Here is a 14,799-nt window from a genome sequence, read left to right as displayed (position 1 = left end):
CCAGTTCCGCATCCTTCTGCCGGCTCGGCATTTCCCTGCGCCGACCGCTCGGCTTAAGGTCGCGCAAGGCTGGGAGGCTTGCATGCTGCTGTTGCCGCGACTTCTGAAACGCTTCGTCAGGCAAGGACGCCTGACGGTGATCACCCCGGACGACAAGCGCCATGTCTTCGGGCCGGGCCCAGGGGCGATCCTGTTCGCAGGTCAGAACAAGACGGCGCCGGCTGTCACCGTGCGCTTCTCGGACGACAAGATCGAGCGGGAGATCTTTCTGAATCCCGAACTGGCCCTGGCCGAAGGCTACATGGACGGGCGGGTGAATTTCGAGGACGGCTCGACGATCCATGACCTGCTCAGCCTGTTCTGGCTGCAGCGCAAGGAGATGCGCAAGCATCCGCTGCAAAAGGCGATCCGCAACATCCGCTTTCGCATCCGGCGCTTCCGCATGCACAACCCGCTCGGCGTGGCCGGCAAGAAGGTCAAGCACCACTACGATATCCCGACCGATTTCTACCGGCTCTGGCTCGACGAGACGATGACCTATTCCTGTGCCTATTGGCATAGTCCGGAGGTCGGGCTCGAAGCCGCGCAGAAGGCAAAACTCCGCCATATCGCGGCCAAGCTGAAGATCGAACCCGGCATGACGGTTCTGGATATCGGTTCGGGCTGGGGCGAGCTCGCGATCTATCTCGCCAAGGCCTGTGGGGCCAAGGTGACCGGGCTGAATGTCTCGCCCGACCAGATGGCGGCGGCGCAGAAGCGGGCCGAAGCGGCCGGGGTCGGCGGCAGCGTCACTTTCATCAACAAGGACTATCGCGAACTGACCGGCAGCTTCGACCGCGTCGTCTCGGTCGGCATGATGGAGCATGTCGGCGTTGCGCATTATCTCGAATATTTCGAGAAGATCCGCGATCTTCTGACGCCGGACGGGATTGCGTTGGTGCACTGTATCGGCCGGGTCGGCCCTCCGGGCTTCACTGGACCGTTCTTCGACAAATACATCTTCCCGGGCGGGTACGCCCCAGCGATGTCGGAGGTATTCGCCGCGGTCGAGCAGACAGGGCTCTGGTCGTCGGACTGCGAGTTCTGGCGCCGGCATTACCACTGGACGCTGGCTGCCTGGCGACAGCGGTTTCTCGCCAAGCGCGAGGAGGTCGTCGGTATGATGGGCGAGCGTTTCGCGCGGATGTGGGAGTTCTACCTCTCGGCCTGCGAGATCTCGTTCGATATCGGGGGAGACATGGTTTTCCAGCTCCTGCTAGGGCCGCACAAGAGCGCTGTGCCGGTGATCCGCGACTACATCACCGAGAACGAGAAGGCTTTGGAGGCGCAGGGTTTCTGAGGCGGGCGACATGCCGTTCCGTAGGGCCTCGGATACGGGTTGGAACATCTCCGCCGGCGCTCAGGCATGGATCCCGGCTCTTCCCAACGGGCTGGCCGCGGTGAGTTCGCATCGTGCCTCGGCCGGCGCTCGTTGGGCTAGCGCCTCAAGCGTCGGTGGCTTGCGTGAAATCCAGCGCCAGAAGCGCTTCGTCATAGAACTGGCCGTTGACGTACAACGCCTTGGACTCGATGCCATAGGGGGCAAAGCCAAGCCGGGCGTAGAGCGAGTGCGCGGCACGGTTCGTCGTCACGACACAAGCTTGGAGCACCAGGACGTGGCGGGCGGCGTGTCCGATGACGGCATCGACGAGGGCGCGGCCGACGCCGTCCCCGCGCCAGCCGGCCACGACATAGACGCCCCAGAGCACGCCCTTGTGGCGCGACTTGGCGGAGGTCGTTGCACGGAAGCCAGCGATCCCGATCAGGTCACCGCTGTCGGAGAAGGCCCCGAAGACCCTGTTGGGTTCCTCGGCCGAGAGGCGCGAGCGGAAGAAGCTGTCCGGTTGGGCGGCCTCTTCGGCGTGGCTCGCGCCGAAGGCTTCCGGCGTGTCGGAAAGCGCAACCAAGCGCAGCGCGCGGAGTGCGACCCAGTCTTCCCCCACCAATGGTCGTACGCGAACGCCAGCGGCAGACGGAGATGATTGAATGGCACTGGGCTGATCACTGGTCATACGCATCCTCGCGGGGCAGGCGAGGAACAGTATCGCAGCGGGCGCCCGTGGGGGAAGCTGGTGCTCTCAGCGCTTCAGATTGACAATCACGACACCGCCCAGCGCCATGACCCCACCGAGGATGCCGAGTGCAGTCGGAGCCTCGCCGAGCCAGAGAAAGCCCATCAAGGTCGCGACCGGTGGCACGCAATACATGAAGTTCGAGGCGCGGCCCGCAGGCAGCCGCGCGAGCATCATCGTCCAGGTCGCATAGGCGAGCAGGCTTGGCACAATCCCGAGATAGACGACGGCAAAGAGAGCTTCGCTCGACGCAGAGGCCGACTGGCTGACGGCATGCGGGAGGAACGGGGAGAGGGCCAGTGCACCCACGACCATGTTCCAGGCCGAGACGGTGAGCGCCTTGTGCCGGGCGAAAAGCGGCTTCTGGACGACGGCGGTGACCGATTGGCAGAGTGCAGCGCCAAGGATGAAGAGGACGCCGGTGCTGAGCTCGATGCCCTGGCCTTCGCCTAATGCGATCAGGCCAATGCCGGCGAAGGAGATCGCGGTGCCGAGCCAGGCGAGTGGCCCGAAGCGTTCGCCGAGGATCAGCATCGCCAATCCGGCGGTGATGATCGGATTGACGTTGATGATGAAGCTCGCGGCGCCGGCAGAGACCGTCTTCTCGCCGAAATTCAGCAGGGTCGTGTAGAGCGCGACATGAACCAACCCACCAAGAAGGAAGCGCCAGCCATCGGACCAGCCGGGCAGGGCAGGGCGCATAATGGCGAGAAAGATCGCGCTCGGGACGGCCGCGATCGCGAAACGAGCGGCGCCGAGCTCGATCGGCCCTAACGCCGTCAGCCCGGCCCGGATCGCGGGAAAGGCGGAAGCCCAGGCGATCACGGTAAAGGCGACGACGGCGACGGTGGCCGGATCGAGGCTGCGCGGCGTGGAGACGGCTGGGTTGAGCGAGTTCATGTCGAGCCTCGGTGGTCAGGGGGCGACACGTGATAGATACCCGGGCAAGCTGATTGACAAACGAGTAATTCGAGCATGATCTGTGAGCATGGATCACAGCTCCGGATTACCCCCGCTCGACACTCTGCGTGCCTTCGAGGCGGCGGCCCGCTCGGGAAGCTTCTCGGCGGCGGCCGAGACGCTCAACCTGACCCATGGCGCGATCAGTCGGCAGGTGGCCAAGCTCGAGCATTGGCTCGGCACCCGGCTCTTCGCCCGGCAGGCGCGCGGCGTCGCGCTGACGCCAGAGGGCCAGCGACTGATGCAGCGCACGCAGGAGGCCTTCGCGCTGATCGCGGACACATCGGATCGCTGGACCGAGCCGCGCGGTGCCGCGGTCGTGCGCTTCAGCGCGATTCCTTCAGTGTGCAGCCTGTGGCTGATGCCCCGCATGAAATGGCTCGAGAGCGGCGATCCCGATCTGCGCATCGTGCTTCAGGTCGACCATCGCCGGGTCGATCTGGAGAGTGAGGGCATCGACCTCGCCATTCGCTGTGGACGCGGCGGGGCGCCGGGGCGGGTCTCGGTCCAGCTTTTCGAGGAATGGTGTTTTCCAATCGCTTCGCCGGAGCTTGTGCGGAGCATCGGTGCCGGCAAGGCCGCGCGGCTGCTCGACCAGCCGCTGATCCATGATTCCGATGCATCCGGCTGGCGGGCCTGGTTTGCGGCGCAGGGGCTGGATTACCGACCCCGTCCGCAGGATCGACGTTTCGAGGATTACAATCTCGTGCTCGATGCCGCCGCCTGCGGGCTGGGTGTGGCGCTTGCCCGTCCACCGCTGGCGCAGGCGCAGATCGAGGTAGGGCGCGTGGTGGCTGTTGATCCACGCACTGCGCTCAATCCGGTTTCCTACTGGCTCGACCGTCCGATCGGGCAGCCACGCCCCGCAGCCGCTGCACTGGCGACGCGGATCGCGCAAGAAGCGGGCTTGTCTGCGGCACGGCTGACTGCCTTCTTGAAAACGGAAGCAAAGGCAGCTTAGCGCGCCCGGCGTGACGCATCTGTATGCTGCGAAGGCGGTCGCGGGCATCCCAACGATGGGCCATTCCGCGGAAGGGGCGAGATCCGGTCTCGACCCATGCCTGCTTCGGCAGATCTACCCCTTGATGCGGGATCGAATCCGAACTCGGTTCAGTTGGCGATCTTGCGATCGACCAATTGGTAGAAGTCATCCTTGGCGGGATCCGCAGCCAGTTCCGTGGCCAATGGGTCGGAAGGGACGCGCAGGCCGCCCAGATTGACATGAAATGCGCGGGCGAACCTCTCATCTGAAAAACAGATCCGGATCGCCCCGTTGTCGCGCGGCACCGAGACGGCACGATAGGGAATTTCCCACTGGCTGAGCCACGCATCCATGGCATGGAGCCTGGACAGGAAATCGTCGCCCTCAACAGCGATCAGCACTTGATGTGCCCATGATCGCGTGCGTTCGCTTCCTCTACGTTCCATCGCAATGCTCCGGATCGTTCTCTCACGACAGCAGTTGGGAGCTTTTCAGCCGTGAGTTGTGTTGGATAGTAGGATATTGAGATAGGAGCAATGCAAAAAGAGCAAGTTGCTATTTGAACTGGGCGCATTTCCGCCGCGATGTCGTAAGGGAAAACCGCGACGTCGACTGAGAGCGCATAGGCGGATCGGCTCGCAGCAAGCCTCTCCGCCCTCGGTGATCACCTCGCGCTATGGCGTGGTATTCCGACTTCGCCGCGCTGCGACGCCCGCGCCATTTCGAAGCTATCGGCGATCCGGCGTGCCCGTATGATGAAGGCCTGGGCGATGGCAGGCGGACAGAGTTCCTGCGCTGTCGCCTCGAAAAGTTCGAGCCAGCGGTCGAAATGCCTGCCTTCCAGCGGCAGGATCAGGTGCGGTCGCATCGGCCGGCCGCCATAACGACCGGTGCGCAGCATCACGCTGCTCCAGAACTCGCTGATCTTGCCGATATGGTCATCCCAATCATCGACGGCGGCCTCGAATACCGGTCCGATCACGTCGTCCAGCCGCGCCCGACTGTAGAATGTGCGGACGAGCAGGCCGATTGTCGCCTCGTCGAGGTCGGGATGGGCGGTGGCCGGATCGGCAAGCGGATTGTCGGTCATTGTCTTCCTGCGGTCCAGCCGCCGCTGCGCGTCAGGATGTGCTGGCGGCTTGCGGCGAGATCTATGCGGCGTGGTCGATTGTTCAAGCTCACCTGCCATGCCTCGTCACTTGCCATGTCCAATCACCGGCCATGCCTGGACACTGGCCTCGGCTGCGGATCTCCGAGACAGGGTCTGCGCGGGCCGGGCGAGGTGATCGTCTTCCAGCAACTGCCGCATCTCCTCGGCAAGGGCAAAGAACCTGTCGCGGACTGCCCTGGCATGTGGATTGGCGCGCTCGATCGCCATGAAGACGTTCGGCGCATCATGCCGGACCATATCGGTCGCCTGCATCAGGAGATCGAAGCTGGCCGTCGTCATGCGGTGCGGCAGCGGCTCCATCCGCACCAGGATCTTGGCAATCAGATGTGTCAGGCCCTGAACCATGGCTGTTTCGCGGTCATGTGCGTCGGGCGTGGTCATGATCACCCTCAATCCGAGCACCTTGCGCAGGAAGGCGGCGACGCGCGGACCGCTGTGCCCGCGGACCGGGCACAGCGCAATCTTCAGTCCCTTGATGCCGTGACGTGCGCTTTGCGGACCAAACAGCGGGTGAGTGCCGAGAATGTCGACGTCTTCCGGCAGGTCGGCCTGCATGGCGCGCGCCGGGCCAATCTTGACCGAACCGACATCCAGCACCAGCGCGCCCGCCCGCAGATGCGGCCGAAGGGCCGCAATCGCGGTCTGGATCCGATCGACCGGCACGGCGAGGATCACGACATCGCAGGCGCCGACTGTCTTCACATTCGATGGAACGAGGCCCTTGCCCGCTCTGTCGGCATCGGGCGGCCGCTCGGGATCGCAGACGAAGAGCGGAAAATGTGGCTGGAGATGACGAGCCATGAGTCGGCCGAACGCGCCAAAGCCCATGATGCCGATAGACGAGACGGTTTTGCGGGAGGAGTGCATCGCGTTTTTCCTAATGGAGGCCGCGATGCCGGGTGACTGCCTGAATTCAACCGCCAGCGCGGCGGTTGAACATGGGAATGCCACCGCCTTATGAGGACGGGGCGTAATAGTTCCGCGCGAGGAGGCAGGACATGGTCATGGCGCGCTTAAACCGCGGGCCGGTCGGCCTGTCAACTCAGAGCCTGGGGGAATAGTCGGTCAGCACCATCAGGCGATCCTCGATGGCGCCGACGAGGTCGCCATGCTCGATCGCGGTGACGCGTTTGATCTCGGTCCATTCGGGATCGGCCATGAAGCTCGCCCAGCGCGCTGCCTTGGTCTCGGCGTCGGGCCAGGCAAGGATATAGGCGAATTCCGTTCGCGTTGCGCTCCGGGTTTCCCACATCCCCACGATCTCGAAGCCGTGGCGCGCCATGATGCGCGCCGCGTGGTCGCGGAAGCGCGCATGGAAAGCCGACTTGTTGCGTTCGAAGATCTCGTAGATGCGCAACTGGTGGAGCATCGCGTCGCCTCAGGCTGCGGCCTTGGCCTTTTCGGTTTCCATCAACTCCACGAAGCGGGCGAAGAGATAATGGCTGTCCTGCGGCCCGGGGGAGGCTTCTGGATGGTGCTGGACGCTGAAGKCCGGCCGATCGTCGAGGGCGATGCCGCAGTTCGAGCCGTCGAAGAGCGAGACATGCGTCTCCTTCGCATTGGCCGGAAGCGTCGTGGGGTCGACGGCAAAGCCGTGGTTCATCGAGACGATCTCGACCTTGCCGGTGGTCTTGTCCTGCACTGGATGGTTGGCGCCGTGGTGCCCCTGCTTCATCTTCATGGTTTGCCCGCCAATGGCGAGCGCGAGCATCTGGTGGCCGAGGCAGATGCCGAAAGTCGGAATCTTCCGGTCGAGAAGTTCGCGAATGACCGGCACGGCATATTCGCCGGTCGCGGCGGGGTCGCCAGGGCCGTTGGAGAGGAAAACACCGTCGGGGCTCAGCGCCAGGATGTCGGCGGCGCTGGTTGTCGAAGGCACTACGGTCACCTCGCAGCCGGCCTTTGCGAGCAGGCGCAGGATGTTGCGCTTCACGCCATAATCGATTGCGACGACCCTGTGTGCCGCGCTCTCGCGCTTGCCGTATCCGGCGGGCCATTGCCACGGCGTCTCGCTCCAGTCGTAACGCTGGGCGGCGGTGACCAGCGGCACGAGATCGAGCCCGGCCATGTCGGGCAGGGCGGCGGCCTGCTGCTTGAGACGGGGAAGATCGAAGATGCCGTCGGGATTATGGGCGAGGATCGCGTTCGGCATGCCGTTGTCGCGGATCAAGGCGGTCAGGGCGCGTGTATCGACGCCGGCGATGCCGACGATGTTGCGAGCCTTCAGCCAGGCGTCGAGATGCCGCGTGGCGCGCCAGTTCGAGGGTTCGGTGATGTCGGCATGGATCACGATGCCGCGCACGCCTGAGGACGCCGCGGCGTTCACCGTCTCGGTGTCCTCGTCGTTGACGCCGACATTGCCGATATGGGGGAAGGTGAAGGTGATGATCTGCCCGGCATAGGACGGGTCGGTCAGGATTTCCTGATAACCGGTCATCGCCGTGTTGAAGCAGACCTCGCCCGGCGCTTCAGCGACGGCGCCGAGGCCGAAGCCTTCCAGCACGGTGCCGTTGGCCAGCACGAGGAGAGCGGTCGCGCGCGGTTCTGTCCAGCCGCCGGTGGCGGGGTTTCCTTCGGGAGCGGTCATGTCTATGTCTCGTCCAGGCCGCGACGAGGCGGCAATGTGTGGGGCGGGGCAGCGGCTTCGCGCTCCGCCGATCTGGAACGCGAGCCTTAAAGACGCCGGTCCACGTCGTCAATCGAGGCCTGCGCCGGCCTGATACAAGAAAAGGGAATGACGAACATGACGAGCCTGCGTGAGCGCTTCACCAGCGAGCTGAAAGAAGCGATGAAGGCCGGCGAGAAGGGCAAGGTCGGCGCGATCCGCCTGATCCAGGCCGCCTTGAAGGACAAGGACATCGAGGCGCGCGGCGCCGGCAAGGGCGAGGCCTCTCCCGACGAAATCCTCGCTCTGCTGCAGAAGATGATCAAGCAGCGCCAGGAATCGATCGCGATCTACGACGCCAATGGCCGTCCGGAGCTTGCTGCCGGCGAACGTGCCGAGGTCGACGTCATCTCCGCCTATCTGCCGAAGCAGATGGATGAGGACGAGGTGAAGGCGGCGATTGCGGCTGCAGTGACCGAGAGCGGCGCGGCCTCGGTCAAGGACATGGGCAAGGTCATTGCGACCCTGCGCGCGAATTACGCGGGCCAGATGGACTTCGCCAAGGCGAGCGGTCTGGTGAAGGCTGCGCTCGGCGGTTGATCGCAAGCGAGTGCCGGGGGCGCCGGTGCTGTGGATAGAGCCGATAAGCCGGTCCGCTTGCGGATCGGCGATTGGCTTCCTGTGCGCCAGGCCCCACATAGGAAGCCATGAAGTTCCCCCCATCCGTCCTTGAGGAGATCAAGGCGCGGCTGCCGGTTTCGGCGGTCGTGGGCAAACGCGTGCGCCTCGCCAAGGCCGGGCGGGAATGGAAGGGGCTTTCGCCCTTCAATGCCGAGAAGACACCGTCCTTCTTCGTCAATGACCAGAAGGGCTCCTTCTTCGATTTCTCCTCCGGCAAGAACGGCGACATCTTCAAGTTCGTGATGGAGACCGAAGGGCTCTCCTTCCCTGAAGCGGTCGAGAAGCTGGCCTCCCAGGCCGGCGTGATCCTGCCGACCGTGACGCATGAGGCGCAGGTCCAGGAGGAGAGGCGCAAGGGGCTCCACGAGGTCGTGGAGCTTGCGGCGTGCTTCTTCGAAGCCGAGTTGGCCGCCGAGCGTGGCGTCGCGGCGCGGCGCTATCTGTCGGGCCGCGGCCTCGACGGAGAGCCGAGGAGGCAGTTTCGCATCGGCTACGCGCCGCCAGATCGCTTCGCGCTGCGCGACCATCTGGCGGGCAAGGGGGTCGATGCCGCCTTGATGATGGAGGCCGGGCTGCTGATCCATGGCGATGAGATCGCCGTGCCCTATGATCGCTTCCGCGACCGGATCATGTTCCCGATCCACGATGCGCGCGGGCGGGTCATCGCCTTCGGCGGCCGGGCGATGAGTGCCGAGGTTTCCGCCAAATATCTGAATTCGCCGGAGACACCCCTCTTTCACAAGGGGCGGCTGCTGTTCAACCACCACAATGCCCGCAAGGCTGCTCATGATGTCGGGCAGGTCATCGTGGTCGAAGGCTATGTCGACGTCATCGCCATGACGATGGCGGGCTTCCCGCAGGTCGTTGCCCCGCTTGGCACGGCGTTGACCGAGGACCAGATCGGCCTGCTCTGGCGCATGGCCGACGAGCCTGTGATTTGCCTGGACGGCGACAAGGCCGGGCGCAAGGCCGCGAGCCGTGCGATCGATATCGGCTTGCCGCTGCTCGAGCCCGGGAAGTCGCTCGCCTTCGCCCTGTTGCCGGACGGGCAGGACCCGGATGACCTGGCACGCTCCGGCGGCAAGGTCGCGATCGCCGAGGTGCTCAAGGCGGCGCGGCCGCTGGTCGACATGCTCTGGAACCGCGAGGTCGAAGCCGGGTCGCTCGATACGCCCGAGCGCCGGGCGGCCTTCGAACGTCGGCTGAAGGAGGCGCTCGGACATATCCGCGACGAGGTGACGCGGCGCCATTATCGCATCGAGATGGAAGAGCGGCTGTCTCAGCTCTTCACCAGTGCTGCTCCTGCCCGCGCCGAAAGGAATTTCGGTGGAGGCGGGCAGCAACGGGGGCGGGGCGGCGCCGGCAATCGCGGGCAGGGCGGTGGTGGCGGCGGTGCGAACCGCCAGGCCGTGCCGCTGAGGGCAAGCTCGCAGCTTTCGCGCTCGCGCATCGTGTCGCAAGGGCGCGGCGAGGATAAGCGCGAGGCCTTTATCCTGCTGGCGTTGGCGAGCCATTCCGGATTGATCCTGCGTTGCGCCGATGAATTGTCGGAGCTTTCGCTCGACGGCATGGCGGCCGAGCGTTTCAGGCAGGTGCTGCTCGATGCCGCCTTCGGCGACGGGCTGGATCAGGATGCCCTGGCGAATCGGCTCGACCAGCCAAGGGTCCAGGAAGCCAGGGCTGCGCTGATGGCCGTCACAGGTCCGGCCGAGCGGCTGAAACTCGCCCAAGCGGCTGATCCGGAATCAGTTTTTGAATCGATTCGTCAGGCAATCGTCTTGCATCATCGGGCGCGAACGTTACATAGCGAGTTGAAGGCAGCCGAGCGCGCACTGGCTGACGAAGCGACTGAAGCAAATTTCGCCTGGATCAAAGACGTCAAGGCCCGGCTCGAGAACCTCGAGGGCACCGAGGCCATGGCAGGTGATTGATCGGAACATAGCTTTCGCTGTCGTCGTCACTGTCGCACGGGGCATGGGTGGTTCACGATTCCTAAGGAGGATCGGGTCCATCTGGTCGAGATGATTTGGGTGGGGTGAGCGCGCCGGACCAGCGGCCGCGCCGCCCTTTTATGCGTCGACATGGGGCACTTCGCGCCTCCTGCCACGCGAGAGTGCGGAGCGCTGATTGATGGCGACTAAAGCGAGCGAACGGGAAAAGACCGATCAGGTCGCACCGGAAGCCCCCCCGACCACTGATGGGCCGCTGCTGGATCTGACGGATCAGGCCGTACGCCGGATGATCAAGCTCGCCAAGAAGCGCGGCTATGTCACCTATGACGAACTGAACGAAGTCCTGCCTTCCGAGGAATTCTCCTCGGAGCAGATCGAGGACGTGCTTGGCCAGCTCAGCGAGCAGGGCATCAACGTCGTCGACAACGAAGATCCCGAGGCCGCCGGCGAGGAACGCGCCCAGCGCGGCAAGGACGGCGGCGGCGACGACGAAGAAGGCGAGGGCGATCTCGTCGAGACCTCCCGTTCGGCGCTGCCGGTCGAGGTCAAGCGCAATCTCGAGCCGACCGAGCGCACGGACGATCCGGTCCGCATGTATCTGCGCGAGATGGGCTCGGTCGAGCTCCTGTCGCGCGAAGGCGAAATCGCGATCGCCAAGCGCATCGAGGCCGGCCGCGAGGCGATGATCGCCGGGCTCTGCGAAAGCCCGCTGACCTTCCAGGCCATCATTATCTGGCGGGACGAACTCGTCGACGGCAAGGTTCTGCTGCGCGACATCATCGATCTCGAAGCCACTTATGCCGGTCCCGACGGCAAGAATCCGGTGCAGTTGCCGGGTGAAGAGGGCGAAGAAGGCGAAGGCCAGCCGGCAGGCGGCGCCCCGGCCTTCGGTGGCGAGGGTGGCGAACCGCCGCCCGAGATGGATGACGACGACATCGAGAACAACGTTTCACTTTCGGCAATGGAAGCCGAGCTGAAGCCGCGCGTGCTCGAGACCTTCGATTCGATCGCAGACAACTACAAGAAGCTGCGGCGTCTGCAGGACCAGGATATCGCCAACCGGCTGGAGAACACCAAGCTCTCGCCGTCGCAGGATCGCAAGTACAAGAAGCTCAAGGACGACATCATCACCGCGGTGAAGTCGCTCTCGCTCAACAACAACCGCATCGAAGCGCTTGTCGAGCAGCTCTACGACATCAACAAGCGCCTGATCTCGCATGAGACGCGCCTGCTCCGCCTGGCCGAAACCTATGGCGTCGCGCGCGACGATTTCCTCAAGCAGCATGTCGGCGGCGAGCTCGACCCCAAATGGGTCCTGCGCGTCTCCAAGCTCGGTTCGCGCGGCTGGCGCGAATTCGTCGGGTCCGAGAAGGACCGGATCAAGGAGCTGCGCGAGGACATCCACACGCTTGCCTCCGAGACCGGCCTGGAGATCCAGGAATTCCGCAAGATCGTGCTGATGGTCCAGAAGGGCGAGCGCGAAGCCCGGCAGGCGAAGAAGGAGATGATCGAGGCCAATCTGCGTCTCGTGATCTCGATCGCCAAGAAGTACACGAATCGCGGCCTGCAATTCCTCGACCTGATCCAGGAGGGGAATATCGGCCTGATGAAGGCGGTCGACAAATTCGAGTATCGTCGCGGCTACAAGTTCTCGACCTACGCGACGTGGTGGATCCGGCAGGCGATCACACGCTCGATCGCCGATCAGGCCCGCACCATCCGCATCCCGGTGCACATGRTCGAGACGATCAACAAGATCGTCCGGACCTCGCGCCAGATGCTGCACGAGATCGGCCGCGAGCCGACGCCTGAGGAGCTGGCCGAGAAGCTCGCCATGCCGCTCGAAAAGGTGCGCAAGGTGCTGAAGATCGCCAAGGAGCCGATCTCGCTGGAAACGCCGATCGGCGACGAGGAAGATTCGCATCTCGGCGACTTCATCGAAGACAAGAACGCGATCCTGCCGATCGACGCGGCGATCCAGTCGAATCTGCGCGAGACGACGACGCGGGTGCTGGCCTCGCTCACGCCGCGCGAGGAGCGTGTGCTGCGCATGCGCTTCGGCATCGGCATGAACACCGACCACACTCTCGAAGAGGTCGGCCAGCAGTTCTCGGTGACGCGCGAGCGTATCCGTCAGATCGAAGCCAAGGCGCTGCGCAAGCTCAAGCACCCGAGCCGGTCGCGGAAGCTGCGCAGCTTCCTCGACAACTGAACTCAGCACTCGGGATCAGCGAAGGGCGGCGCGAGCCGCCCTTTCCTTTTGAGGGGGACCTTCAGCCTTGGCTGGGCGTGGCGACGACAAGTGCCACTAGCCGTCGCACGAGGGGCAGCACGACAAGCAAAGTCGGGAAGGCGACCAGCCAGGACAGGGCCCAGGAGGCGGGCCAAGTCTGCAGCGCGGTCATGGAAGGACCGAGCGCCTTCAATGTCGAGATGCCTGAGACGATGAAGGTCATTACGATCGACAGGATGAAGGGCATGACGATGCCGGCATATCGTGCCGGCAGCTTGCAGCGCGGGCGTGAGACGTCAGTCGGAGACATGGAGAACGAGCTCTCAGGACAGGCGGTGTCGCTTGGGGAGGCGCTTTCGGCATCCATCGGCGCAACGCCGCGGTGGATGCGTTGCCTGACGTGAGACGCTTACGACCACTCCCTGGAGCGATGCGGCCTTCTAACCGCTGCCTGGCCTCCTGCCAAGCACCACATTCCCCTTCCGATTCAGCGGCCGGCGAAGATGTCGGGCCTTGGCAGCGGCTCCCATGAGTTGCCTGCCGAAATCAGGCAGCTCATGCCTTCGGGCGTGGTGGCAAAAACGGTCCAGCTACCGGCCGGGCCCGTAAAGAGCTCAAGCATATAGCCGCCCTCGGCGAGGCCGTTGCCGACAAGGTGTTCGCCGTAAATGTCGCGCAGATGTCCGACGACTTCGCTTCGCGCTGCGCAAGGCGGCCCTCGCGGCGCCTGTGCTTGCGCAGTACCCGCGTAACTCACTGTGGCGAGTGCGAGCAGCAGGGACGACAGCGTCCTGATCCGTCTCATGGCCACCTCCCTATTCAGAGGCGCCGCGAGAGATGAACCTGGCGTCAAGGGGCACGACGGTCGCCCTGAACCCTTAAAACGTGGGATCCGGGTTGCCTGCTTTCAAGAAACGCCGAAAGTCGATGGGGGGATCACTGAACGGTGAGGTCAAGGTCCGGCCCTTCACCATGCGGTGGTCAGGTCCTGCCGGCGAGCTTGAGGAGCAGCCGATAACTCTCGGCCGCGCCCGCGTTGCCGGCGCCTGTGTCGATCTGCTGGAAGCCGATGAAGGCTGCGTATTCGAGACGAGCGAGAGCGAGCGCATTCTTGTCATCGAAGCGTCCGGAGGCCCGGTGCAGCCCGGCGAGATAGGCGATGCGTTCACGGTCCACCTCGATGCAAACGCGCCTCACGGCGGTGTCGTTGGCGGCAAGCCGGCGCATGCCTTGCTCGACGCGGCTGTCGAGGCGCAGCGCCATCTGGTCGAGGACGGAGAGTCTGGCGTCCGGATGTTCGCCGGTATCGGCGGCTTCGACGAGCCGGCGGGTGTAAGCCTCGCGCCAATGCTCCGCGAGTGCGCTGAGATAGGCCTCGCTCGTCACGAAATGCGCGTAGAATGAGCCCTTGGTCTTGCCGCCGCGCCGGCAGAGCGCTTCGATGGTCACGCCGGCAGGGCCGGCTTCAGCAAGCGCCTCGAGGCCGAGGTCGAGCCAATCCTTCTGCGAGAAACGGCGGGCGGCTGCCTTCACCACCACAACCCCAGTGCGCCGCAGGCGGTCATGGGAATGAACAGGGCCCATTGCGGGAAATGAGTGGGTCTCAGCCGGAAGCGCCGGATCATGGCCAGGCTCCAGAGGGCGAAGAGTCCAGCGCACCCTGTCGCAAACGCCCCAAGGTCGCGGCTGCCTGCGTGCCAGGCAACGAGGCCGAAAGCGAGCGCGAGCCCCGCCAGCACGATCGTGACCAGGTGCCAGCAATAGTAATTGGTGAATTTGGGCACCTTGCCCAACCCGCCGGAGGCTAGGAGCGGCTGGGCAACTTCGCGCCCACCGAGCCAGACATGGATCACGCAGGTCAAGACTGCGATCGCTGCAGCGCCCAGGAACCAACCATTCATCCGAGTGCACTCGATGTTCGTTTAATACCATACAGTATGGTATTAAACGTTATGTGTGGCAAGGAGGCCAGGGGACGCGTGCGATGGCGAGTTGTACAATCGCTGAGGAGCGCCCGCGTCGCTCAATATATGTGAAGATGCACGAGGCTGGCTCCCTCTCGGGCTGTTTCTGCCCTATACAGATCGAGATCGCGATGGAGGCC

At 64.3% G+C, this 14,799-nt stretch carries 16 protein-coding genes; 5 read left to right on the top strand and 11 right to left on the bottom strand.

Annotated elements, in window-relative coordinates; all coding sequences use genetic code 11:
• The first annotated feature begins 82 nt into the window (after positions 1 to 82).
• Positions 83 to 1,339 carry a class I SAM-dependent methyltransferase gene (locus tag AC1DW9_RS01055; RefSeq protein ID WP_476768560.1) on the top strand — a complete coding sequence of 419 codons (1,257 nt, stop codon included), beginning with the start codon at positions 83 to 85 and terminating at the stop codon, positions 1,337 to 1,339.
• A 145-nt stretch (positions 1,340 to 1,484) separates the two neighbouring features.
• Here the strand turns inward: AC1DW9_RS01055 and AC1DW9_RS01050 are convergent, their stop codons facing one another.
• Together AC1DW9_RS01050 and AC1DW9_RS01045 are read right to left on the bottom strand one after the other, a co-directional pair.
• Complete coding sequence (locus AC1DW9_RS01050; protein ID WP_441505271.1) at positions 1,485 to 2,051, bottom strand: GNAT family N-acetyltransferase; 567 nt, start codon at positions 2,049 to 2,051, stop codon at positions 1,485 to 1,487.
• A 66-nt stretch (positions 2,052 to 2,117) separates the two neighbouring features.
• Positions 2,118 to 3,011 (bottom strand): DMT family transporter, encoded by an 894-nt coding sequence (locus tag AC1DW9_RS01045; RefSeq protein ID WP_441505272.1) that lies wholly within the window; start codon positions 3,009 to 3,011, stop codon positions 2,118 to 2,120.
• Positions 3,012 to 3,099: 88 nt separating this feature from the next.
• Here AC1DW9_RS01045 and AC1DW9_RS01040 point away from each other — a divergent pair, with 88 nt between their 5' ends.
• The gene (locus AC1DW9_RS01040; protein ID WP_441489399.1) at positions 3,100 to 4,032 is read left to right on the top strand and encodes a LysR family transcriptional regulator; all 933 of its coding nucleotides are present in this window, start codon (positions 3,100 to 3,102) and stop codon (positions 4,030 to 4,032) included.
• A 149-nt stretch (positions 4,033 to 4,181) separates the two neighbouring features.
• On the opposite strand, the gene AC1DW9_RS01035 is transcribed toward AC1DW9_RS01040, so the two are convergent.
• From AC1DW9_RS01035 to carA, 5 genes are all read right to left on the bottom strand, one after another.
• Positions 4,182 to 4,499 carry a hypothetical protein gene (locus AC1DW9_RS01035; protein ID WP_441489398.1) on the bottom strand — a complete coding sequence of 106 codons (318 nt, stop codon included), beginning with the start codon at positions 4,497 to 4,499 and terminating at the stop codon, positions 4,182 to 4,184.
• Between the two features lie 218 nt (positions 4,500 to 4,717).
• Positions 4,718 to 5,143: a group III truncated hemoglobin gene (locus AC1DW9_RS01030; RefSeq protein ID WP_441505273.1), complete on the bottom strand. Its 426-nt coding sequence runs from the start codon at positions 5,141 to 5,143 to the stop codon at positions 4,718 to 4,720.
• 105 nt (positions 5,144 to 5,248) lie between these two features.
• Entirely contained in the window at positions 5,249 to 6,091 is an 843-nt protein-coding gene (locus AC1DW9_RS01025) for a prephenate dehydrogenase/arogenate dehydrogenase family protein (protein ID WP_441505274.1), read from the bottom strand.
• A 175-nt stretch (positions 6,092 to 6,266) separates the two neighbouring features.
• Positions 6,267 to 6,593, bottom strand: coding sequence for an NIPSNAP family protein (locus tag AC1DW9_RS01020; protein WP_441505275.1), 327 nt, complete (start codon positions 6,591 to 6,593; stop codon positions 6,267 to 6,269).
• Positions 6,594 to 6,602: 9 nt separating this feature from the next.
• On the bottom strand, positions 6,603 to 7,811 hold the full coding sequence (carA, locus tag AC1DW9_RS01015) for a glutamine-hydrolyzing carbamoyl-phosphate synthase small subunit (protein WP_476855007.1): 1,209 nt from the start codon (positions 7,809 to 7,811) through the stop codon (positions 6,603 to 6,605).
• A gap of 147 nt (positions 7,812 to 7,958) precedes the next feature.
• Here carA and AC1DW9_RS01010 point away from each other — a divergent pair, with 147 nt between their 5' ends.
• From AC1DW9_RS01010 to rpoD, 3 genes are all read left to right on the top strand, one after another.
• Positions 7,959 to 8,429 (top strand): GatB/YqeY domain-containing protein, encoded by a 471-nt coding sequence (locus tag AC1DW9_RS01010; protein ID WP_441505277.1) that lies wholly within the window; start codon positions 7,959 to 7,961, stop codon positions 8,427 to 8,429.
• Positions 8,430 to 8,536: 107 nt separating this feature from the next.
• Positions 8,537 to 10,441 carry a DNA primase gene (gene dnaG, locus AC1DW9_RS01005; protein ID WP_441489392.1) on the top strand — a complete coding sequence of 635 codons (1,905 nt, stop codon included), beginning with the start codon at positions 8,537 to 8,539 and terminating at the stop codon, positions 10,439 to 10,441.
• 199 nt (positions 10,442 to 10,640) lie between these two features.
• Positions 10,641 to 12,674: an RNA polymerase sigma factor RpoD gene (rpoD, locus tag AC1DW9_RS01000; RefSeq protein WP_476855006.1), complete on the top strand. Its 2,034-nt coding sequence runs from the start codon at positions 10,641 to 10,643 to the stop codon at positions 12,672 to 12,674.
• Between the two features lie 61 nt (positions 12,675 to 12,735).
• On the opposite strand, the gene AC1DW9_RS00995 is transcribed toward rpoD, so the two are convergent.
• The 4 genes from AC1DW9_RS00995 to AC1DW9_RS00980 all read right to left on the bottom strand — a co-directional run bounded on the left by AC1DW9_RS00995 (position 12,736) and on the right by AC1DW9_RS00980 (position 14,596).
• Positions 12,736 to 13,005, bottom strand: coding sequence for a DUF2798 domain-containing protein (locus AC1DW9_RS00995; protein ID WP_476768567.1), 270 nt, complete (start codon positions 13,003 to 13,005; stop codon positions 12,736 to 12,738).
• Positions 13,006 to 13,182: 177 nt separating this feature from the next.
• Complete coding sequence (locus AC1DW9_RS00990; protein WP_441505279.1) at positions 13,183 to 13,500, bottom strand: hypothetical protein; 318 nt, start codon at positions 13,498 to 13,500, stop codon at positions 13,183 to 13,185.
• A gap of 176 nt (positions 13,501 to 13,676) precedes the next feature.
• A complete protein-coding gene (locus tag AC1DW9_RS00985; RefSeq protein ID WP_441505280.1) occupies positions 13,677 to 14,228 on the bottom strand; it encodes a TetR/AcrR family transcriptional regulator in 552 nt (183 codons plus the stop codon).
• Complete coding sequence (locus AC1DW9_RS00980) at positions 14,225 to 14,596, bottom strand: hypothetical protein (RefSeq protein ID WP_441505281.1); 372 nt, start codon at positions 14,594 to 14,596, stop codon at positions 14,225 to 14,227. Before AC1DW9_RS00980 ends, AC1DW9_RS00985 begins: the two co-directional genes overlap by 4 nt.
• Positions 14,597 to 14,799: the final 203 nt, after the last annotated feature.

The sequence above is a fragment of the Allobosea sp. P4_E12 genome, from assembly GCF_056401655.1.
This window is presented reverse-complemented; position numbering and strand designations above follow the sequence as displayed.

What these genes read in the sequence shown, in the direction of transcription:
- AC1DW9_RS01040 (WP_441489399.1), top strand. Translation starts at nt 3,100, where the DNA reads ATGGATCACAGCTCCGGATTACCCCCGCTCGACACTCTGCGTGCCTTC.
- AC1DW9_RS00995 (WP_476768567.1), bottom strand. Translation starts at nt 13,005, where the DNA reads ATGTCTCCGACTGACGTCTCACGCCCGCGCTGCAAGCTGCCGGCACGA.
- AC1DW9_RS01025 (WP_441505274.1), bottom strand. Translation starts at nt 6,091, where the DNA reads ATGCACTCCTCCCGCAAAACCGTCTCGTCTATCGGCATCATGGGCTTT.
- AC1DW9_RS01045 (WP_441505272.1), bottom strand. Translation starts at nt 3,011, where the DNA reads ATGAACTCGCTCAACCCAGCCGTCTCCACGCCGCGCAGCCTCGATCCG.
- AC1DW9_RS00980 (WP_441505281.1), bottom strand. Translation starts at nt 14,596, where the DNA reads ATGAATGGTTGGTTCCTGGGCGCTGCAGCGATCGCAGTCTTGACCTGC.
- AC1DW9_RS01050 (WP_441505271.1), bottom strand. Translation starts at nt 2,051, where the DNA reads ATGACCAGTGATCAGCCCAGTGCCATTCAATCATCTCCGTCTGCCGCT.
- AC1DW9_RS01010 (WP_441505277.1), top strand. Translation starts at nt 7,959, where the DNA reads ATGACGAACATGACGAGCCTGCGTGAGCGCTTCACCAGCGAGCTGAAA.
- AC1DW9_RS01035 (WP_441489398.1), bottom strand. Translation starts at nt 4,499, where the DNA reads ATGGAACGTAGAGGAAGCGAACGCACGCGATCATGGGCACATCAAGTG.
- AC1DW9_RS01055 (WP_476768560.1), top strand. Translation starts at nt 83, where the DNA reads ATGCTGCTGTTGCCGCGACTTCTGAAACGCTTCGTCAGGCAAGGACGC.
- AC1DW9_RS01020 (WP_441505275.1), bottom strand. Translation starts at nt 6,593, where the DNA reads ATGCTCCACCAGTTGCGCATCTACGAGATCTTCGAACGCAACAAGTCG.
- AC1DW9_RS01030 (WP_441505273.1), bottom strand. Translation starts at nt 5,143, where the DNA reads ATGACCGACAATCCGCTTGCCGATCCGGCCACCGCCCATCCCGACCTC.
- AC1DW9_RS00990 (WP_441505279.1), bottom strand. Translation starts at nt 13,500, where the DNA reads ATGAGACGGATCAGGACGCTGTCGTCCCTGCTGCTCGCACTCGCCACA.
- dnaG (WP_441489392.1), top strand. Translation starts at nt 8,537, where the DNA reads ATGAAGTTCCCCCCATCCGTCCTTGAGGAGATCAAGGCGCGGCTGCCG.